This window comes from Rhizobium mulingense (assembly GCF_029194105.1).
Lineage (GTDB): Bacteria > Pseudomonadota > Alphaproteobacteria > Rhizobiales > Rhizobiaceae > Rhizobium > Rhizobium mulingense.
Genome location: NZ_JARFVE010000014.1, coordinates 125,044 through 145,100, shown reverse-complemented (window position 1 = coordinate 145,100; position 20,057 = coordinate 125,044). Strand labels below are relative to the sequence as shown.

Here is a 20,057-nt window from a genome sequence, read left to right as displayed (position 1 = left end):
AGTTTCGCGGGATTTGATCTGAGAACAGCATGACATCGGGACTGGAATATATATGACGTTCGTTTTGAAAAGCGCGGTATCCGCATTTGCAGTTTCCTGCGGCCTGGCAGTGATGGCCGCTCCCGCACATGCCTACACGCTGATGGATATGCTGCGAGGCGACAGGCAGCGGAGCCAGAGCACCATCTTTATGGATCAGGCGCCGGGCCGACCGGTGCCGCGCGGCGCCGTCGGCGGCTCGCTCGGCGGGCTTGATCCGGAGGCGCCGTTGCCGAAGGTGAGCGGTCCGCGTTATTACACCTATAAAGCCGAAACGCTGCAGTTCGTCGACACCAGCAAGTTTGCCGATCCCGTCGTCACCGGCGCGGTGGCCGAGGTTTCGCCGAGCGGTGAGGCCGGTGCGGAACCGGTCGTGCAGCGCCGCCTGCTGGCGCAGGCCAAGGTGCGCGCCAATGCCGACGTCGCCAAGGCGCTCGAGGCCTATTACGGTGACAGCCGCAATCCGCTCGTCTGGGTTGAAGGCAATGGGATCAACGAGCGCGCCAAATCGGTGATGGCGGCACTTGCCGATGCGGCCTCCGTCGGCCTCGATCCCGCCGATTACGCCATCCAGACACCGGCAATTGATCCGGCCAATCCCGATCCGGCCGTCCGCGACCGGGCGCTGACCCAGTTCGAACTCGAACTCTCGGCCAAGGTGCTTGCCTTCGTGCAGGACACAGTGCGCGGCCGCATCGATCCGAACAAGATCTCCGGCTATCACGATTTTCAGCGCAAGGTGGTCAATCTGGCGCCGGTCCTGAAGCTTGCCCGCATGAGCCCCGATGCCGGCGCCTATATCGCCAGCCGCTCGCCCGATAGTCCGCAGTTCGAGGCGCTGAAGGCGGAGCTTGCCAAGCTTCGCGCCGCCGATGGCGGCAAGGAGGAGCAAATCGTCGTTTCGCTCAGCGGCCTGCTGAAGCCGGGCGACAGCTCGCCCGAGATCGCCAATATCGTCAAGGCTGTCCAGAAGCACGGTTCCGAGACGCTGAGGACCGATCACGCCGCGACCTTGGCAGCCTACACCGGCGGCAGCAACTATTCGCCTGATATCGTCGCGCTGGTGGAGGATTTTCAGAAGGAGCGCGGCCTGAAGGCCGACGGCGTCATCGGTCAGGCGACGGTGCGCGCCATGACAGGCGGTGACACCAATGCCTCCAAGATCGACAAGCTCGTCGTCGCCATGGAACAGGCCCGCTGGCTGCCGGAAGATCTCGGTTCGCGCTATGTCATGATCAACCAGCCGGCCTACATGGCCTACTATCACAATGACGGCAAGGAACAACTGTCGATGCGTGTCGTCGTCGGCGGCAAGAATAATCAGACCTATTTCTTCGACGACGAGATCGAGACGGTGGAGTTCAACCCATTCTGGGGCGTGCCGCAGTCGATCATTATCAATGAAATGCTGCCGAAGCTGCGCTCGGATCCGAACTATCTCGACCAGCTCGGCTATGAGGTTGAGGTGAACGGCCACGCCGTCGCCTCGTCCAGCGTCGACTGGTACGGCTCCACCGACAATGTTTCGGTCCGCCAGCCGCCAAGCAGTGACAATGCCCTCGGCGAACTCAAGATCCTGTTCCCGAATAGCCATGCGATCTACATGCACGACACGCCGTCGAAGAGCTTCTTCAAGCGTGACATGCGGGCTCTCAGCCACGGCTGCGTGCGTCTTTCCAATCCGCGCGCGATGGCCGCTGCCGTGCTCGGCACGACCGTCGACGATGTCGCCAAGCAGATCGCCAACGGGCAGAACCATGCGGTGAAGGTACCGCAGAAGGTCCCGGTTTACGTGTCCTACTTCACCGCCTGGCCGAACAAGGACGGCGTCGTGGAGTATTTTGACGACGTCTACGGCCGCGACGCCTATGTCAAAAAAGCCTTCGACGCGACGACAAAGGCGCGCGGCGCGCAGATCTGACGCAGGTTTTATGCGTTTGGGGACGGGCGGTCTTCGGGCCGCCCGTTTTGTTTTGGGACGGGTTACCGACGCCGTTGTTCTCCTGGGTTTATGACGGAGGAGAGGGGGCTGCCACGGCACGCCGGTAAAGGAAAAATGACATAGGCGAGTGGCAGCCTCAGACCGCGACCTTGTCCGGATACTCCCGCAACAACCGCTCCACCAGCTCCGGCATCAACTCATCGTAATGCATGATGATCACATCCGGATCGAGGCTTGAAACCGGCACATCCGAGTAACCGAAGGGTACGGCGATCGACGGGACGGCGGCATTCTTCGCCACCGCGATATCGTTGATGCTGTCGCCGATCATCACGGTCCGGCCGATGTCGCCACCAGCGCGGTCGATGGTGCCGATGAGATGGCGGGCGTCGGGTTTGCGGTATTCGAAAGTATCGCCCCCGGTGATGGCTTCGAAATAGCCGGTGAGGTCGAGCTTGTCGAGCAGGCCGTAGGCGAGGCTTTCCATCTTGTTGGTGCAGACGGCGAGGCGGTAGCCGGCTGATGTCAGCCGGTCCATTGCGGCGACTAGGCCGGGATAGGGTTCGGTATGGCCTGGCATATTGCCGGCATAATGGGCGACGAAACGTTCGACCAGCGGCGGGACGGCGTCGCTTTCGAGCGGATGGCCCCGCAGCCGGCAGGCACGTTCGATCATCACCCGCGCGCCCTGGCCGACTAGGTGGGTGAGGTCGTCATAGCTGACCGGCTCGAGGCCGAGGGCTGCGATCGTATGGTTCAGGCTTTCGACCAGGTCCGCATGGGTATCGAGAAGGGTGCCATCGAGATCGAAGACGATGAGCGCCGGGCGAACGGGGGCAGGGGTCAAGGGCTTGCCTCTTTGAGCGATGAGTCTTCCGGGAAGCGACGGGCCGCGCCCGGGGGACGAGGGATCGTGCCTGAGGTAGGCGATCACGCGGCGGAAAGCAACGTCCTGTGATGGCCGGCGGGGCTGCAGGCATTTGTTTCCGCTTTTCATTTTCCGTGATGATTTTGACTTTCGTTTGCCAAGCGAGCCGTGTAAACAGCACATCCAACGCAATAAATCGGAGCTGGCGGCGCATGGATGCCCGCGAAATGAAGATCAAGGCCGCCGAGGCCGCGCTCGCCCATGTCGAAGACGGCATGCGCCTCGGGATCGGGACGGGCAGCACCGCGGAAGAGTTCGTCCGGCTGCTGGCGGAAAAGGTTGCGGGCGGCTTCAGGGTCGAAGGTGTTCCGACGTCCGAACGAACCGCGCGGCTCTGCGTCGAACTCGGCGTGCCGCTGAAATCGCTTGACGAACTGCCGGCGCTCGATCTGACGGTCGACGGCGCCGACGAGGTCGATCCGGCGCTCAGATTGATCAAGGGTGGCGGCGGCGCGCTGCTGCGCGAAAAGATCGTCGCCGCCGCTTCTGAGCGGATGATCGTCATCGCCGACGAAAGCAAGCTGGTCGATACGCTCGGCGCCTACGCGCTGCCGATCGAAGTCAACCCGTTCGGTCTCGTCTCGACGCGGATGGCGATCGAGAAAGTCGCGGCTCGGCTCGGCCTTTCCGGTGAACTCAGCCTGCGCCAGTCGGGTGACGGAGAGTTTACCACGGATGGCGGCCATCACATCATCGATGCATCTTTTGGCCGCATTCCTGATGCAGAGGCGCTTTCGAGCGAGCTGAATTCCATACCCGGCGTCGTCGAACACGGGCTCTTTATCAATATGGCGGCACTTGCGATCATTGCCGGTCCTGCGGGTGCGCGCACGCTGCAGGCAAACAGATAACAGGAGCATACACTCATGATGAACATTGCAGGTCTTGGCCGTTTTGCCGCTGCGACCATCGTTCTTTCCGGGCTTGCCTTCGGGTCCGCCGTCAAGGCGCAGGAGGTTTCCGATGAGCAGCTGAAGGCCGCGCGCGCCGCTGTCACCTCGATCGGCGCCACCGCCGCCTTCGATAACATCCTGCCGGGTTTGGCCGAGCGCCTGAAGGCCGGCCTGATTCAGGACTCGCCGAACTACCAGGACATCATCTCGTCGACGGTCGATGCACAGGCGCTGGCGCTGGCGCCGCGCCGCGGTGATCTCGAGAAGGAAGCCGCACTTATCTATGCCAAGACCTTCACCCTCGAAGAGCTGAAGGCGATCGCCGATTTCTACAATTCCGACGTCGGCAAGAAGCTGCTGCGTGACGGCCCGGTCGCCTTGCGCGAGATGGGGAAGGCCGCCGATATCTGGGGCCAGGGGATTTCCCGCGATCTGGAAAAGCAGAGCAACGCCGAGCTTTCCAAGGTTATCAAGGCACCGCCGCCGGCAACTGACAGCCCGGTTGCTCCTGCACCGGCCGCCCAGCAGTAACGACTGCCCCCAGAATTCGCGAAAGCCCGGCGTCGTCCGGGCTTTTTTTGTTATAATGCGCCAGAGCATGATGCCGAAAGGTGTGAGCGGTTTTCGAACGACATCATGCTCTTACTCTTTAATTTAGAACAGAATTCAGGTTTTCGGCCGGTCCTAAAATCATCCTGTTCTGGAGCCCTGGCGGTGAAGGTTGGTGAGGCCGATATGTCCGATCGTTACGAGGCTGTGAGAGTACGAATATCAGGCAAGGTCCAAGGTGTGGGTTTTCGCATGTGGACGCGCGATGAGGCGCTCCGGCTCGGGCTGACCGGCTGGGTGCGCAACGAGGTGGACGGATCCGTCGCTGCCTTGGTCGCAGGGCCGGACAACGCGATCTCGACGATGATCGAGCGTTTGAGGCGCGGGCCTGCAGGGGCGTCGGTTTCGGGCGTGGAGACGGAAGCGACCCGGCTTGAGAAGATGCCGACGGATTTCCGCATCACGTGATGAGAGCAGCAGTCCGGCAAGGGACGGGCTGTGCGGATGCGTCTGACGCTCAGCCCCATTCCTTCGAGCTCTTGGCCAATTGCCATGCGCCTGTCTCGTCCGGCTCTACGCGCTTGTTGCCGCGGTAGAAAATCGGCAGTCCGGTTTTCTTGTCCATCGCAAAGCGGCTCGGCGTGAATTTCTCGTCTTCGTGGCCCTCGATGGCGAGATTGAGCGCCTCCTTGAATTTGCCGGCCTTGCACAGCTTGGCGAACAGAGTTTGATCCATCTTTTGCTCCGGCATCCTTTTCCATCTCAAGCATTGCCCTGCCAGCCTCAGCTGGCCGGGTCAACCGTAAACGGTGACCGGCTCAAATCAAGATTCGGCGATGGAGAGTGGGATGAGGTAGGGGCGGGGGCTTTTGTTTTCATGGGGATCGCCCCTATATCAGGAACGTCCTTTCCTGCGATTCCCTTCCGGAGTTCCTCATGTCTTCCTACGACTACGACCTCTTCGTCATCGGCGGCGGTTCCGGGGGCGTACGCGCCGCCCGTGTTGCCGCCTCGCTTGGCAAGAGGGTGGCGATCACCGAGGAATATCGCTATGGCGGCACATGCGTCATCCGCGGCTGCGTGCCGAAGAAGCTCTTCGTCTATGCCTCGCAGTTTCATGAGCATTTCGAGGATGCGGAGGGCTTTGGGTGGACGGTGGGCGAAAGCAGCTTCGACTGGAAGAAGCTGGTAGCGGCCAAGGATGCCGAGATCGCGCGGCTGGAAGGCCTCTACAAGAAGGGGCTCAGCGGCGCCAATGCCGACATCCTGGAAACGCGCGCCGAACTGGTCGATGCTCATACGGTCCGGCTGATGAAGACCGGACAGACGGTGACGGCCAAGACCATCGTCATCGCCACCGGCGGAAGGCCGAACCCGCATGTGGCCCTTCCCGGTCACGAATTCTGCATCTCCTCCAACGAGGCCTTTCATCTCGAAGAGCTGCCAAAATCGATCGTGATCGCTGGCGGCGGCTATATCGCCGTCGAGTTCGCCAATATTTTCCATGGTCTCGGCGTCGAAACGACGCTGATCTATCGCGGCGCCGAAATCCTGTCGCGCTTCGACGAGGATCTGAGGCGCGGGCTACACGAGGCTATGGTCGCCAAGGGCATACGCATTCTCTGCCACGATACGCTGCAGAAGGTCTCCAAAGGCGAGGACGGGCTCACTCTCGAGACGATGAACAATGGCACGCTGCAGGCAGGAGTCGTCCTGCTGGCTCTCGGGCGCGATCCCAACACCGAGGGCCTGGGTCTGGAGGCGGCCGGCGTCGCTGTCGACGAGCGCGGCGCCATCATCGTCGACGACTATTCCCGTACCAACATCGAAAACATCTATGCGCTCGGCGATGTCACCAATCGGGTACAGCTGACGCCGGTGGCGATCCACGAGGCAATGTGCTTCATCGAAACCGAGTACAAGAATAATCCGACGCGGCCAGACTATGAGCTGATCCCAACCGCCGTCTTTTCGCAGCCGGAGGTCGGCACCGTCGGCCTCTCAGAAGAGGAGGCGGGCAAGCGTTACGACGAACTCGAGGTTTATCGTGCCCAGTTCCGCCCGCTGAAGGCCACGCTTTCGGGCCGGGCCGAGCGGATGATCATGAAGCTGATCGTCGATGCGGCGAGCCGGAAGGTGGTCGGCGCCCACATCCTCGGCCACGACGCCGGGGAAATGGCGCAGCTGCTCGGCGTCACGCTGAAAGCCGGCTGCACCAAGGATGATTTCGACCAGACGATGGCGCTGCATCCAACGGCCGCCGAGGAGCTGGTCACCATGTATGCGCCGAGCTATCGGGTCCGTGGCGGGCAGCGCGTCTGAGTCCTCCGCGTGCGCTTAGCTGGTAATGCGCGGCGCGCGAATGACCTTGAGGAAGAGCGCCTTCATCGCATCGGCGATACCTTCCGTCGGCGTCACCTCGAAATAGAGGCCGGGCGAGGCGCATTCCTGCATCTTCGTCGGGATTTGGCTCTGGAAGGGGCTGATCCAGGTATTGTACCAGCTATTCTTCGGCAGAGGCAGATAAGTCGTATATAGCACCGCAATCCTGATGCCCTTGTCCTTCAGCGGTTTGCAGAAGGAAGTGTCGATCGGCTCCTGGCAGCGGTTGCCGGTCAGTTTTTTGGTGCAGCCCTTCGGCTTTTCGCTGTCGCCGACGCCGTCCGAGACGAAGAATAGGATCTTCTGCGGCGTCGTGGCGGTGCTGCCATCGCCGGGGGTGGTGATAATGTCTTTCATCTGAGTCAGCGCGTTGTCGAAGCTCGTCTGCTGGTCGTTATTGTAGCCCTGCTTCGGGATAGTCATAAGATCGACCGCGTCGGTGTAGGTGCCAACCTTGTCCAGGTCGTCCGTCGGGTCCGATATGGTGGTCAGATTGGCGTCTTCGGCCTTGGCGCCGAAAGTATAGACGCCCATGCGGAACTGATTGGTGGAAGCGCGCGTCGACTTCGCGGTGAGCGTCAGCTCCTTGGTTGCCTGGCGCACGACGTCGATGCGCATACTGACGCCGAGCCTCTTGGCAAGGTTGTAGTAGTTGTTTTTGTTTTCCGTTTCGTGGCAGGCGAAAGCGCAGCTGTCGCTGGTGTTCTTTTCCATCATCGCGACGTCTTTCGCGGTGGCACCGACGCCCATCGATGGCGTGTTGTCGAGCAAGATGTAGAAATCCATGAAGGACGCGGTCAGGTATTCGGCCGTTGCCGTGCCGGAGATGGTGATCGAATCCTTGCCGAGAACGCGCATGAAGGTGGTCGGCACGGTCGCCGTGAAGGAAACCTGCGAATTCAGCTTATTGGCGGTTTTGGTAACGTCGATGCCGAGATCGATATTAACATCCGCCAGTTCTCCCGATACTTGCGACAGGAAAATGCTGCGGGCGTCGGTCTTGCCGAGAGAGATCGTGCCATTGCCGCTCATGGTCATGGCGGCGGCGACCGCGCTGGATTTTTCGGCGATCGAGCCCACGGCGGCAGCATCGGCGGCGGCAAAGAGCTGCGTGCGCAGGCTCATGGCGTGAGCGAAATCCACCGCCATGCCTGCCATGCCGAGCAGCGGCACCATCAGCAATGCCGTCATGATACCGAAATTGCCAGAACGATCCGATATGAATCCCGGCGGAAGGATCGCCATGATGTGTCCCCAATGTTGAAACTCATCCCGGTTCTACATTCAAAGTCTAAAATATGGGGAAACCGACGTGGTATATGCCGGTTTAACGATGGTAACGGGGTTTTTTGCCACCTATATGCGAGCATTGACCGATGGCGGCGGCATGGCATGGAGCTTCCGGCGATTGGCCTTTGCAAGCCCGATCTAAAGGGCTATAAGCCGCCGCAATCGAGGATAGGTGCATCCCAGGGACGGATGTGAATGAGGTAAGTGACATGGCAGAGAATTGGACCCCGAGCAGCTGGCGGCAGAAACCGATCCTGCAGGTTCCCGAATATCCGGATGCAGCCGCCTTGGCGGCAACGGAGGCAACGCTCGCCAGCTATCCGCCGCTCGTCTTCGCCGGCGAGGCGCGCCGACTGAAGAAGCATCTCGCCAATGTTGCCGAAGGCAACGGTTTCTTGCTGCAGGGCGGCGACTGCGCCGAGAGCTTCGCCGAACACGGCGCCGACAATATTCGCGACTTCTTCCGCGCTTTCCTGCAGATGGCCGTCGTGCTCACGTTCGGCGCGCAGCTGCCTGTCGTCAAGGTCGGGCGTATCGCCGGACAGTTCGCCAAGCCGCGTTCGTCGAATGTCGAGAAGCAGGGTGACGTGACACTGCCGGCCTATCGCGGCGACATCATCAACGGCATCGAGTTCACCGAGGAGTCGCGCATTCCGAACCCGGAACGCCAGGCCATGGCCTATCGCCAGTCGGCCGCGACGCTGAACCTCCTGCGAGCCTTTGCGATGGGCGGTTACGCCAACCTCGAAAACGTCCATCAGTGGATGCTGGGCTTCGTCAAGGACAGCCCGCAGGGTGAGCGGTACCGCAAGCTGGCCGACCGCATCAGCGAAACCATGGATTTCATGACGGCGATCGGCATCACCTCGGAAAACCACCCGAGCCTGCGCGAGACCGATTTCTTCACCAGCCATGAAGCGCTGCTGCTCGGCTACGAGGAGGCGCTGACCCGCGTCGATTCCACCTCGGGCGACTGGTACGCCACATCTGGCCACATGATCTGGATCGGCGACCGCACGCGCCAGGCTGACCATGCGCATATCGAATATTGCCGCGGCATCAAGAACCCGATCGGGCTTAAATGCGGCCCCTCGCTGCAGGCAGACGATCTGCTGCAGCTGATCGATATCCTGAATCCGGCTAACGAAGCCGGGCGGCTGACGCTGATCTGCCGCTTCGGCCACGAGAAGGTCGCCGAAAACCTGCCGCGCCTCATCCGCGCCGTCGAGCGCGAGGGGCGCAAGGTCGTCTGGTCCTGCGACCCGATGCACGGCAACACGATCACGCTCAACAATTACAAGACCCGTCCCTTCGAGCGGATCCTGTCGGAAGTCGAAAGCTTCTTCCAGATCCACCGCGCCGAAGGCACGCATCCCGGCGGCATCCATGTCGAGATGACCGGCAAGGACGTGACGGAATGCACCGGTGGTGCGCGCGCCGTCACCGCCGACGACCTGCAGGATCGCTACCACACGCATTGCGATCCACGCCTTAACTCCGATCAGGCGCTCGAGCTGGCCTTCCTGCTTGCCGAGCGCATGAAGGGCGGCCGCGACGAGAAGCGCATGGTCGCCAACGGCTGAGACAGCCGAAATAGAACGACGAAAAACCCGGCGCAAAGCCGGGTTTTTTATTGTCTTCAGATGCTGGCCTGAACGCTGTGCAGGTTGGCGTAAACGCCGCCTTTCGCCATCAGATCGTCATGCGTGCCCTGTTCGACGATGCCGTCGCCCGTCAGGACCAGGATGCGGTCAGCATGGCGGACGGTCGACAGGCGATGGGCGATGACCAGGGTAGTTCGGCCGTTCGCCAGGCTCAGCAGCGCCTGCTGCACCGCCCGTTCGCTCTCATTGTCGAGCGCGCTGGTCGCCTCGTCGAAGATCAGAATCTCAGGATTCTTGAGGAAGGCGCGGGCGATTGTGATGCGCTGGCGCTGGCCGCCGGAAAGTTTGACGCCGCGTTGGCCGATATCAGTGTCATAGCCATTGGGCAAGGCCGTGATGAAATCGTGCGCATTGGCGGCGCGGGCAGCCGCTTCGAGCTCGGCATCGGTCGCACCCGGTCGGCCGTATCGCAGGTTCTCCGCAATTGTGCCGGCAAAGAGATAGACATCCTGCTGAACCACTCCGACATGGCGCCGGAGCGAGGCCAGTGTCACGTCGCGAATATCGGTGCCGTCGATCCGGATCGCCCCGGCCGCGACATCGTAGAAGCGCGGGATAAGGGCGCAAAGTGTGCTCTTGCCAACCCCTGAGGGGCCGACCAGGGCGACGAACTCTCCGGGGGCGATGGTCAGTGACAGCCGCTCTAGAACGCTGGGGCCATCGGCCTCATAGCCGAAGGCGATGTCGCAAAAGCTGATCTCGCCCTTCGGCGCCGGCATCGGACGGGCGTTGGGTCGATCGGTGATATCAGGGGCGATCTCCAGGATTTCCATAGCCCTGATGAAGCCGGTATAGCCCTCCTGCCAGAGCCGCACGAAATTGGCGAGCCGCTGCACCGGGTCGACCAATACGGCGACACAGAGCAGGAAGGTCAGCATATCGGGGACGGTGAGATCCGCTGACAGGATGCGCAGGCCGCCGACGATGATCACCAATATCGTCACGAGCTGGGCGAAGGTTTCGGTGCCGACCGAAAACCAGGCTTCACTGCAATAGCCCTCGGCGCGGCTTTGCAGGAAGCGCTGGTTCTGTGCGTCGAAGCGCTCTCTTTCCAGCTCCTCGTTGGCGAAGGACTGGACGACTCGGATACCTGCCAGAGCGTCCTCGACGCGCTCGTTGACGGCGGCGATCTGCTGCTTGCTGGCTTCGAGCGCACGGTTCATGCGCCGGTTGAAATAGAGCGCATAGGCGACCGCGACCGGCGTGAGCAACAGGATCAGGGTCGCCAAGGGCGGGTCGATGAAGAAGAGCACCAGCATGGCGCCGGCATATTTCAGCACGGCGATGGCAAGATCCTCGGGGCCGTGGTGGAAGAGTTCGCCAAGCCAGAGGGAGTCATTGGTGATGCGGCTCATCAGCTGGCCGGTGCGCTGGCGGTCGTAAAAGCTGAAGGAGAGCTTCTGGCAATGCTCGAAGAGCTCCTGCCGAACCGTCGCCTCGATGCGGGCGCCCATGACGTGGCCGCGATAATCGACGAAGAAGATTGCGGCGATCTGGACTGCCAGGACGGCCAGCATGACGCCGCCCATGGCGAGGATCTGGGCGAAGGCCTCCGGCGCATCGGGTAGGGCCAGAAGGCGGCTGGTGACGATATTGGCGCAAAGCGGCAGGGCGACCGCCGTGCCGGCAACAAGGATCGCACAAAGCAGATCCGCCAGCAGCAGAGGCAGATGCGGGCGATAGTAGGAGAGAAATTTTCGCATGCGCGACCAGCGCCGGCCATGATCGGCGGCGAGGTCGTCCAGGAAGAATGTGGGGAAGGCGTTATTGCGTCGCGCGTTTTTCCTCGCGCGGGAGAACGGAATATTCATGAGGCAGAATGTCCTTGTGGGCGATGTTTCCTTTCTGTTTGGACAGGATCGCTCTCATGACAGTCTCCCAGAGGTTGAATGAATTGAACCCTCAGTATCGCCGAGAAGGCGGATCAATTCAACTTGGTGACGTGAGGAGATCGGTCGGTGTTGTCGACAGGCAACAGCGGAAGGTCGTGCTGGCCATGCTCATGCGAAGCGAGCGTGCTTCAACTTTTCTGATCTCTCGTTGAACGGAATGGATTTGACGCCCGCGGCGATCGGCGGCAACCTCCTGCAAAATGGAGGAGTCGTCATGACCGAACGGCATACAGGCGGCTGCCTTTGCGGCGCCGTGCGATATACGATTGCGGGCAAGCCCGGACCTGTCGTCGGCTGCCATTGCTCGCAGTGCCGCCGGCAGACGGGATTTTATTATGCCGCGGCCAACGTGCCGCGCACGGCTCTTTCGGTGCGGGGCGCCGAAGCGGTCCGCTGGTATCGGTCGAGCGGCGAGGCGCAGCGCGGCTTCTGCGGGAATTGCGGCTCGGCACTGTTCTGGCAGGGCGACAAATCGCCGGAGGTTTCGGTCCTGGCCGGAAGCTTCGACGAGCCGACCGGCCTTTCCTTCAGTCACCACATTTACTGCACTGACAAGGGCGATTTCTACGAGATCACGGATGGCCTGCCGCAATATGACAGGTTTCCCATCTAGCTCCTGGCGGAAAGCGCGGCATTGAGGCGGGCTACGTCCTCGCGCAACGCCGTCAGCTCGGTCAGCACGTGCATATCGATCTTCTGATGCAGGGAGAGCACTTCGAGTTCGGCTTTGAGATTGACTTCGTAATCCTTGGCCGCCTCGAAGCGGTCGCGCTCGGCCTGACGATTCTGCGACATCATGATGATCGGCGCCTGGATGGCGGCGAGCATCGACAGGATCAGGTTCAGGAAGACGAAGGGGTAGGGGTCGAAGGCGCGGGTCGCCAATAGGATGGTGTTGATTATCGTCCAGACGGCGAGAAAAGCCAGGAAGGCGATGATGAAGGACCAGGAGCCGCCGACGCGGGCGATCCCGTCGGCGACACGCGCGCCGAACGAGGTCTCGGCGGAGAAGGCGGCATTGACGTCGGTCGAGATGATCTTGCGCTCGTGCGTTTTCGCAAGGACGCGCTTTTCGATGTCGCCGAGTTCATCGGCCGGTTTATCGAAATGATGGTGCACGAAGTTGGAGATATTATACATGGCCTGTTTCCGATGCCGTTTCGATGCGCTCGCTTTCGGCGCCAGTATTCCGCTCCACCGGTAAATTGCAATGCGTGTCGGTGCCGCGTCATGCCGTGTCGACCCTTCATAAAAATTTCGTCACCGCCGGGGCCGCTTTGACCGCGAACGTGTTGCGGTAACGGAAGGCGCAGGCTAAATAAATGACATGACACAGGAAAACGCTCTTTCTGATATCTTCCGCATCGCCATCGGCCAGCTCAACCCAACGGTCGGCGATGTGACCGGCAATCTTGCCAAGGCGCGGGAAGCGCGCGCCGATGCGGGGCGGGAGGGCGCGCATCTGCTCGTCCTGACCGAGCTTTTCATCTCCGGCTATCCGCCGGAGGATCTGGTGCTGAAGCCAGCCTTCATCCGCGCCTGCTGGAAGGCGGTCGAAAGCCTGGCCGCCGATACCGCCGATGGCGGGCCAGGCGTCATTATCGGTTTTCCCCGGCAGGACGAGAACGGGCGTTATAATTCTGTCGCCGTGCTCGACGGCGGCAAAGTCATCGCGGTGCGCGACAAGGTCGACCTACCGAATTATGGTGAGTTCGATGAGAAGCGCGTCTTCCATCAGGGAGCCATGCCCGGGCCGGTCAATTTCCGCGGAGTGAGGCTCGGTATTCCGATCTGCGAGGATATCTGGGGCGAGCTCGGCGTCTGCGAGACGCTGGCCGAAAGCGGCGCCGAAATCCTGCTGTCGCCGAATGGATCTCCCTACTACCGCGGCAAGGTCGATATCCGTCATCAGGTGGTGCTGAAGCAGGTGATCGAAACCGGTCTGCCGCTGATCTACGCCGCCCAGCTCGGCGGCCAGGACGAGCTCGTCTTCGACGGCGCGAGTTTCGCATTCAATGCCGACAGGTCGCTTGCCTTCCAGATGAGCGAGTTCGAGACGGCGCTTGCGGTGACGACGTGGAAGCGCGGCGAAAGCGGCTGGCACTGCGCCGAAGGGCCGATGGCACGTATCCCCGAGGGCGAGGAGGCTGATTACCGCGCCTGCCTGCTCGGCTTTCGCGATTACGTCAACAAGAACGGCTTCAAGACGGTCGTGCTCGGCCTTTCCGGCGGCATCGACTCGGCAATCTGCGCGGCCATCGCCGTCGATGCGCTCGGCGAGGAGCGGGTGCGCACCGTCATGCTGCCCTACCGCTATACCTCGGAGGATTCGCTGAAGGACGCGGCCGATTGCGCCAAGGCGCTCGGCTGCCGCTACGACATCGTGCCGATCGAGCAGCCGGTGACGGGCTTCAGCAGCGCGCTGTCCGATCTCTTCGCGGGTACGGATAGCGGCATCACCGAGGAGAACCTGCAGAGCCGCGCGCGCGGCGTCATCCTGATGGCGATCTCCAACAAGTTCGGCGCGATGGTGGTGACAACGGGCAACAAGTCGGAAATGTCGGTCGGTTACGCCACGCTCTATGGCGACATGAATGGCGGCTTCAACCCGATCAAGGACCTCTACAAGATGCAGGTCTATGCGCTGGCCCGCTGGCGCAACGAGAACGTGCCGCCGACTGCGCTGGGGCCGTCGGGCGAAGTGATCCCGCTGAATATCATCGACAAGGCGCCCTCGGCAGAACTGCGCCCCGACCAGAAGGACCAGGATTCGCTGCCGCCCTATCCTGTTCTCGACGATATCCTCGAATGCCTAGTCGAGAAGGAGATGGCGGTCGAAGAGATCGTCGCGCGCGGCCATGACGTCGCCACCGTTCACCGCGTCGAGCACCTGCTCTATCTCGCCGAATACAAGCGCCGGCAGTCGGCGCCGGGCGTGAAGATCACCAAGAAGAATTTCGGGCGCGACCGGCGTTATCCCATCACCAACCGGTTCCGGGATCGCTGAAACGACCGAGATCGCTAGCACAATCGAGATCGCTAGCACAATCGAGATCGCTGAGGCGATCGAGATGTCAGGAGGAGCATCGATGCGCAGCTCGGTCGAGATCTACAATGTCAGGACGGGCAGGGCACGTGAGGTGTGGCAGACGGATCGGCTGGTGCAAGCGCCGAATTTTGCTCCTGACGGCTCCTATCTCCTGCTGAATGGCGACGGGCTGCTCTTCCGGCTGCCGCTCGATGGCGGCGAGGTTGTTCAGGTCGACACCGGCTTTGCCGTCAACTGCAACAATGATCACGGCATCTCGCCTGACGGCACCGAGATCGTCATTTCCGACAAGAGCGAGTTCGGCAAGTCGTCGATCTATATCCTGCCGATCGAAGGCGGCACGCCGCGGCTTGTTACCGAAAACCAGCCCTCCTATTGGCACGGCTGGTCGCCGGATGGGCGCCAACTCGCCTATTGCGGCATCCGCGACGATCTCTTCGACATCTATACGATCTCCGTCGACGGCGGTGTCGAGACGCGGCTGACGCATGGCGAGGGCCGCAATGACGGGCCGGATTATTCCGCCGATGGGCAATGGATCTACTTCAACTCCAGCCGCACCGGGCTGATGCAGATCTGGCGCATCCATCCAGACGGCAGCGGGCTCGAACAGGTGACCTCGGATAATCAGGGCAACTGGTTTGCTCATCCATCGCCCAGGAACGACAAGGTGCTGATCCTGTCCTACGATCCCAGCGTTTTCGACCATCCACGCGATCTCGACGTGCGGCTGCGGCTGATGGATATGGATGGCGGCAATCTGAAGACGCTGTTCGAGCTGTTCGGCGGGCAGGGCACGATCAACGTGCCCTGCTGGTCACCAGACGGTGATGAGTTTGCCTATGTCAGGTATTTCCCGGTGAACTCTTGAGAGCGACGCACCGCCATTAAGTGATTCGGTGGTGGGGTACTGGGATGCACCCGCCTTAGTTTAGCGTCTCGCTTGCAATCGAATGCGCGTCAGTGCGGCCTCGACGCAGAGACATGTCCACGCAAAGCCGTTGCAAACGGCGATCATGATGATGAGATAAAAAGGCAACGGCTGTTCTGCGGCTTTGATGATGGAAGTCTTAGTGTGCAGTTCCCCCTCATATAGCCATAGCAGTGGGATGCTTAGCGGTACGGGACAAAACAGCAGCAATCCGGTGATCAGTAACCGGGTCCAAAGCTTTTCAATCATACCTCTGCATTTGCGCTGCAGAGCTGCTCGCCTTGACACAAGTTTCTCCTGCCGCACGACACGGCGCTAAACTGCTTGCCAGCCAGTATAGAGCGCACAGTTTTACATCAATTTATGATGGGGTGGTCAGGCATCATCATAAAGCCTCACGCAACCCTTCTGAAATAGGCATTGGCCATAGGATGGGGAAATCGATGCCGAATATGCCTGCAGTTTCAGCTGTGCGACTCCGTGTGCAGATAGTTCTTGTACTCATGCTGTGCTTCCCAGGCATGGCAGCGGCAACGCCTCCGTGCGGTGACAACACGCTCGCGAAAGCCAATGTCGTGGTCGAGGCACGTGTGAAATCGCTCTCGATCGGAGATCCCGGATTGCTGCTACCGAAAGATTATCCGAAACGGGTGATCCGGGTCGACCTGGAGATCGAGAAGGTCATTAAAGGCACCTTCATCGGCAAGGAGGCGACATTGTATGGTATCACGTATCCTCCTCCAGAAAGGCTCCTTGAGCTATTAATAATGTCGTTGGCAATTGGTCCGGGTGGACGAGACACCTTCGAGTGGGAGCTTTCAGCCAACAAAATAGACGACGACATGTCCTTCTATTCATTGAACAATTGTAACTACTCAAAATTCCCCATCGACATTTTACCGTGGCAGCGGCCTTGATGCCCGTCAACTGATGCGCAGGCGGTGGGTGCTCACCTATAGATATCTACGGTCAGGATTAATGCGGTTCTGTTTCGGCCGGACATAACGCTTCGGAAGCGCGGTGCACAGTAACTTTCGAGTGCCCTCCGATGCTTTGGAGCTGCACCGAGAGAGACTCGCCACCGGGAAGGGCAAATTTCGAATCGATACTTGAAACCGTGGTCGGTCCGAGCGGATACGTCACGACGGTCGTCTTCGGCTCACCATACTTTGATGTGAATGAATAGAGGCGAAGTCATCAATGCTCCCATCTCGCGTTTTTGTCACCCCGGCAATTCGGTTGTTATCGCAAACAAAAAGAGCAACTTCCGCGCCATCAACATACCATTGGCCCGGGAGTTAGGTGAAAGCTCCCGAATCTGCCATCCCTTTTCGATCGAGATGCGACGGGCTTGTTCTAGCGAACTACCTAGTTCAAAAACGCTGGGGCTATCAGCCGTGTCCGCACTGGCGAACTCGGCATAGAGTCTCAAGCTTTAAATCAGATGGCTGTTCCCATCGCCAAATTCTATATTCAGCACGATCTGAGATATGTTTGCGGTAACGAGACGTACTTCAAGAATTATAATGCCATGAGCTTTTTTGATGACCTGCCGCTTTCGCCGGAAGAGGAGCTTATGCTCCAGTCACAGGACAAGATTGCGCTCCTGTTTTTAAGTGACGTCGTTTATGACGAGAATGAATATCTCGACTCATTCGAACCGTGACCGCTTATAATATGGTCGTCGCCTCTAAGTGCCTGCACAGGCGCACGTCGTGAAAAGCCCTTACCGGCGATCGAGCCAACATTGATGACGGGGTGGTGGGTGGCGAGATTGTACTTTAACAATCACCGTCTCAAGTTTTGACCGAGTTAGGAAGTTTAATTTCAATGACACCTGAAGAAAGAGCGATCCTTAAGGCTCTGGCCTCCATGTGTGTTCAGTATATGGATGATGATCGAAACGGGCTGGTTCACAAGTCCATGAGCGCCGGCGAAGACGCGGTCGAAGTGCTGGCTTCCTATGGCCTGGTCAAACCGGAACCATGGGGCGGCTTCTGGACCGATGAGGGCCTGCATCTTTTGGACGAAGATTGACCTGTGAATGGGCGGCGGGATATCTGCCCGCCGCGCTTGATAGTGCCGCTCAGGCCGCGACGGCGGCCTTGCGACGATCGCGGACGGCGTGGGCCAGATTATCGAGCACGTCGACCGACATATCCCAGTCGATGCAGCCGTCGGTGATGGATTGGCCGTAGACCAGCGGCTTGCCGGGCACGAGATCCTGACGGCCGGCGACGAGGTTGCTCTCGATCATCATGCCCTTGATGTGGCGGTTGCCGGCGGCGATCTGTCCGGCGACGTCCTTGACCACATGCGGCTGGTTCATCGGGTCCTTGTTGCTGTTGGCATGGCTGGCGTCGATAAGGATGCGCGGGAGAACACCGAGCTTGACGGCTTCGCTGACCACCGCCTGGACATCGGCCGCCTCATAATTCGGGCGCTTGCCGCCGCGCAGGATGATGTGGCAGTCCTCGTTGCCCTTTGTTGAGGCGATGGCAGCGTGCCCGTCCTTGGTGACTGCGGGGAAGTGATGCGGCTGCGAGGCGGCGAGAATGGCATCGAGCGGGACGCGTGCGCCGCCATCCGTGCCGTTCTTGAAGCCGATCGGGCAGGAGAGGCCGGAGGCGAGCTGGCGATGGATCTGGCTTTCGGTCGTCCGCGCGCCGATTGCGCCCCAGCTGACGAGGTCGGCAATGTATTGCGGCGTGATCGTCTCGAGGAATTCGACGCCGGCGGGCAGGCCCATCGCATTGACGTCGAGCAGCAGGCGCCTGGCAATCCGCAGCCCTTCCTCGATGCGGTAGCTGCCGTCGAGATGCGGATCATTCATCAGACCCTTCCAGCCGACGGTGGTGCGGGGCTTTTCGAAATAGACGCGCATGACGATTTCGAGATCACCGGAGAAGCGCTGCCGCTGTTGCACCAACCGCTCGGCATATTCGCGCGCCGCAGCAGGATCGTGGATGGAGCAGGGACCGATGACGACAATCAGGCGGTCGTCGTCTCCCTCCAGAATCTTATGGATCGCATGACGGTTGCTGGTTACCGTCTCGCTGACGGCAGCGGTTCGGGGGATTTCCGCGATGATATCTGCGGGTTTGGTCAGCGGGGTGATCTCGAGGATACGCAGATCGTCGATGGTATCGGACACGGTGTGGCTCCTGTTTGGTCATACCGTGCGGAAATAAAAAAGCCGCCAGGTAGACTAGCGGCTGTTCGGGTTGTCGTCGCGTCGACTTCAGTTACGCATGGACCCGCATCCGCTGGGAGCAGCGGTACCAATAAAATCGCGAGGCCTGGATTGAAGTCGTCGACATTAGGCGTATGTAGCGTCGCGGTTGCCTGTTGTCACGCAGAATTTTCTGCCTGAAATCGGACATCCCGGAGGGCGGCAATCGCTTCTGCGGGAGGCTGGCTTAAAGTATGTCGCCCGAGGCTCACGGCAAACCCTAAACGCGCGAAAATAGTGTGTATTTGATGTGTGAATAAATCACCAAGTAGAATGGGATCGAGGGCACACGCAGTTTGTTTCGCTCGCGCACGGGCCGGTGCTTGCTGCCGCGTCGCTTTCCTGAAATAGATGCTTTGTCAGGTGCCCGCTCTTGAGGGCGGGAGAATCGGGAATCCGGTGCAAGGCCGGAACGTGCCCAACGCTGTAAGGCCGACGTCTGCCGCTTCATCACGCCACTGGCTTTTGCCGGGAAGGCCGCGGCAGGTGGGTGACGCCAAGTCAGAAGACCGGCCTGGCATGATAGACCCAACCCGCGCGGACGGCGGGCGGTTGCGTTGTTGGGGATTTGACGATGCGACCCTTTGATGAGGATGCCGTTTCAGCGGCATCCGGTTTTTCTCTCGCCGAACGCGAGGCCGTGTATCACGCGATCATGACGCGACGCGACGTGCGCAGCCAATTCCGGCCCGATCCGTTGCCGGATGACGTCGTGGCGCGGCTTCTGACCGCCGCCCATCACGCCCCCTCCGTCGGCTTCATGCAGCCGTGGAACTTCATCCTGGTGAAAAGCGAAGCCGTACGGGCGCGGGTAAGGGATGCCTTCCTCAGGGCGAATGAGGAGGCGGCACTGATGTTCGATGGCGAGCGGCGGCAGGCATACCGCTCCCTCAAGCTCGAAGGCATCGTCGAGGCGCCGCTCGGCATATGCGTGACCTGCGATCCCACGCGCAGCGGCAGCGTCGTTCTGGGCCGCACGCACAATCCACGGATGGATTCCTATTCGACGGTCTGCGCCATCCAGAACCTCTGGCTCGCGGCGCGCGCCGAAGGAATCGGCATTGGCTGGGTCAGCATCTTTCGCGAAGGTGAGCTGAAAACCATTCTCGGCATACCCGATCATATCGAGGTGGTCGCCTGGCTCTGCGCCGGCTTCGTCGACGGGCTTTACGACGAGCCGGAACTCTCCGTCAAAGGCTGGCGGCAGCGGCTGCCGCTCGACGAGCTCGTCTTCCACGATGGTTGGGGACGGAGCGAGCCGTAGCA

19 protein-coding genes and 1 riboswitch are annotated in these 20,057 nt (G+C 60.6%); of the genes, 13 read left to right on the top strand and 6 right to left on the bottom strand.

All coding sequences use genetic code 11. The features are described from left to right. The first annotated feature begins 52 nt into the window (after positions 1–52). Entirely contained in the window at positions 53–1,960 is a 1,908-nt protein-coding gene (locus PYR71_RS26310) for a L,D-transpeptidase family protein (protein WP_275621475.1), read from the top strand. Positions 1,961–2,117: 157 nt separating this feature from the next. Here the strand turns inward: PYR71_RS26310 and PYR71_RS26305 are convergent, their stop codons facing one another. Continuing rightward, complete coding sequence (locus PYR71_RS26305; RefSeq protein WP_183913439.1) at positions 2,118–2,828, bottom strand: HAD family hydrolase; 711 nt, start codon at positions 2,826–2,828, stop codon at positions 2,118–2,120. Between the two features lie 233 nt (positions 2,829–3,061). Here PYR71_RS26305 and rpiA point away from each other — a divergent pair, with 233 nt between their 5' ends. The 3 genes from rpiA to PYR71_RS26290 all read left to right on the top strand — a co-directional run bounded on the left by rpiA (position 3,062) and on the right by PYR71_RS26290 (position 4,819). Next, positions 3,062–3,760, top strand: coding sequence for a ribose-5-phosphate isomerase RpiA (gene rpiA / locus PYR71_RS26300; RefSeq protein ID WP_038692596.1), 699 nt, complete (start codon positions 3,062–3,064; stop codon positions 3,758–3,760). A gap of 15 nt (positions 3,761–3,775) precedes the next feature. Continuing rightward, positions 3,776–4,333 carry a DUF2059 domain-containing protein gene (locus PYR71_RS26295; RefSeq protein ID WP_183913441.1) on the top strand — a complete coding sequence of 186 codons (558 nt, stop codon included), beginning with the start codon at positions 3,776–3,778 and terminating at the stop codon, positions 4,331–4,333. A gap of 204 nt (positions 4,334–4,537) precedes the next feature. Further along, positions 4,538–4,819, top strand: coding sequence for an acylphosphatase (locus PYR71_RS26290; RefSeq protein WP_183913443.1), 282 nt, complete (start codon positions 4,538–4,540; stop codon positions 4,817–4,819). A gap of 49 nt (positions 4,820–4,868) precedes the next feature. Here PYR71_RS26290 and PYR71_RS26285 read toward each other — a convergent pair whose 3' ends face one another. Next, on the bottom strand, positions 4,869–5,087 hold the full coding sequence (locus tag PYR71_RS26285) for a hypothetical protein (RefSeq protein ID WP_246720278.1): 219 nt from the start codon (positions 5,085–5,087) through the stop codon (positions 4,869–4,871). Positions 5,088–5,287: 200 nt separating this feature from the next. On the opposite strand from PYR71_RS26285, the gene gor reads away from it, so the two are divergent. Next, complete coding sequence (gene gor, locus PYR71_RS26280) at positions 5,288–6,673, top strand: glutathione-disulfide reductase (RefSeq protein WP_275621474.1); 1,386 nt, start codon at positions 5,288–5,290, stop codon at positions 6,671–6,673. A 15-nt stretch (positions 6,674–6,688) separates the two neighbouring features. Here gor and PYR71_RS26275 read toward each other — a convergent pair whose 3' ends face one another. Beyond that, the gene (locus PYR71_RS26275) at positions 6,689–7,978 is read right to left on the bottom strand and encodes a TadE/TadG family type IV pilus assembly protein (RefSeq protein WP_275621473.1); all 1,290 of its coding nucleotides are present in this window, start codon (positions 7,976–7,978) and stop codon (positions 6,689–6,691) included. Positions 7,979–8,232: 254 nt separating this feature from the next. Here PYR71_RS26275 and PYR71_RS26270 point away from each other — a divergent pair, with 254 nt between their 5' ends. Then, positions 8,233–9,606 carry a class II 3-deoxy-7-phosphoheptulonate synthase gene (locus PYR71_RS26270; RefSeq protein ID WP_183913451.1) on the top strand — a complete coding sequence of 458 codons (1,374 nt, stop codon included), beginning with the start codon at positions 8,233–8,235 and terminating at the stop codon, positions 9,604–9,606. 56 nt (positions 9,607–9,662) lie between these two features. Here PYR71_RS26270 and PYR71_RS26265 read toward each other — a convergent pair whose 3' ends face one another. Further along, positions 9,663–11,498 (bottom strand): ABC transporter ATP-binding protein, encoded by a 1,836-nt coding sequence (locus PYR71_RS26265; protein WP_275621472.1) that lies wholly within the window; start codon positions 11,496–11,498, stop codon positions 9,663–9,665. 295 nt (positions 11,499–11,793) lie between these two features. On the opposite strand from PYR71_RS26265, the gene PYR71_RS26260 reads away from it, so the two are divergent. Next, the gene (locus PYR71_RS26260; RefSeq protein ID WP_275621471.1) at positions 11,794–12,192 is read left to right on the top strand and encodes a GFA family protein; all 399 of its coding nucleotides are present in this window, start codon (positions 11,794–11,796) and stop codon (positions 12,190–12,192) included. Here PYR71_RS26260 and PYR71_RS26255 read toward each other — a convergent pair. After that, positions 12,189–12,719, bottom strand: coding sequence for a DUF1003 domain-containing protein (locus tag PYR71_RS26255; protein ID WP_275621470.1), 531 nt, complete (start codon positions 12,717–12,719; stop codon positions 12,189–12,191). The two genes, PYR71_RS26260 and PYR71_RS26255, sit on opposite strands and share 4 nt — an antisense overlap. A gap of 187 nt (positions 12,720–12,906) precedes the next feature. Here PYR71_RS26255 and PYR71_RS26250 point away from each other — a divergent pair, with 187 nt between their 5' ends. The 5 genes from PYR71_RS26250 to PYR71_RS26230 all read left to right on the top strand — a co-directional run bounded on the left by PYR71_RS26250 (position 12,907) and on the right by PYR71_RS26230 (position 17,596). Beyond that, positions 12,907–14,586 (top strand): NAD+ synthase, encoded by a 1,680-nt coding sequence (locus PYR71_RS26250; RefSeq protein WP_275621469.1) that lies wholly within the window; start codon positions 12,907–12,909, stop codon positions 14,584–14,586. An 82-nt stretch (positions 14,587–14,668) separates the two neighbouring features. Then, a complete protein-coding gene (locus PYR71_RS26245; RefSeq protein WP_275621468.1) occupies positions 14,669–15,499 on the top strand; it encodes a TolB family protein in 831 nt (276 codons plus the stop codon). 341 nt (positions 15,500–15,840) lie between these two features. Beyond that, positions 15,841–16,476: a hypothetical protein gene (locus PYR71_RS26240; protein WP_275621467.1), complete on the top strand. Its 636-nt coding sequence runs from the start codon at positions 15,841–15,843 to the stop codon at positions 16,474–16,476. Between the two features lie 614 nt (positions 16,477–17,090). Continuing rightward, on the top strand, positions 17,091–17,225 hold the full coding sequence (locus PYR71_RS26235) for a hypothetical protein (RefSeq protein ID WP_275621466.1): 135 nt from the start codon (positions 17,091–17,093) through the stop codon (positions 17,223–17,225). Positions 17,226–17,389: 164 nt separating this feature from the next. After that, positions 17,390–17,596, top strand: a complete 207-nt coding sequence (locus tag PYR71_RS26230) for a hypothetical protein (protein ID WP_275621465.1) — start codon at positions 17,390–17,392, stop codon at positions 17,594–17,596. Between the two features lie 49 nt (positions 17,597–17,645). Here the strand turns inward: PYR71_RS26230 and PYR71_RS26225 are convergent, their stop codons facing one another. After that, positions 17,646–18,713 (bottom strand): 3-deoxy-7-phosphoheptulonate synthase, encoded by a 1,068-nt coding sequence (locus tag PYR71_RS26225; RefSeq protein ID WP_275621464.1) that lies wholly within the window; start codon positions 18,711–18,713, stop codon positions 17,646–17,648. 422 nt (positions 18,714–19,135) lie between these two features. Continuing rightward, positions 19,136–19,323: riboswitch (cobalamin riboswitch) on the top strand. A gap of 42 nt (positions 19,324–19,365) precedes the next feature. Here PYR71_RS26225 and bluB point away from each other — a divergent pair. Further along, the gene (bluB, locus tag PYR71_RS26220) at positions 19,366–20,055 is read left to right on the top strand and encodes a 5,6-dimethylbenzimidazole synthase (RefSeq protein WP_275621463.1); all 690 of its coding nucleotides are present in this window, start codon (positions 19,366–19,368) and stop codon (positions 20,053–20,055) included. Positions 20,056–20,057 lie beyond the last annotated feature (2 nt).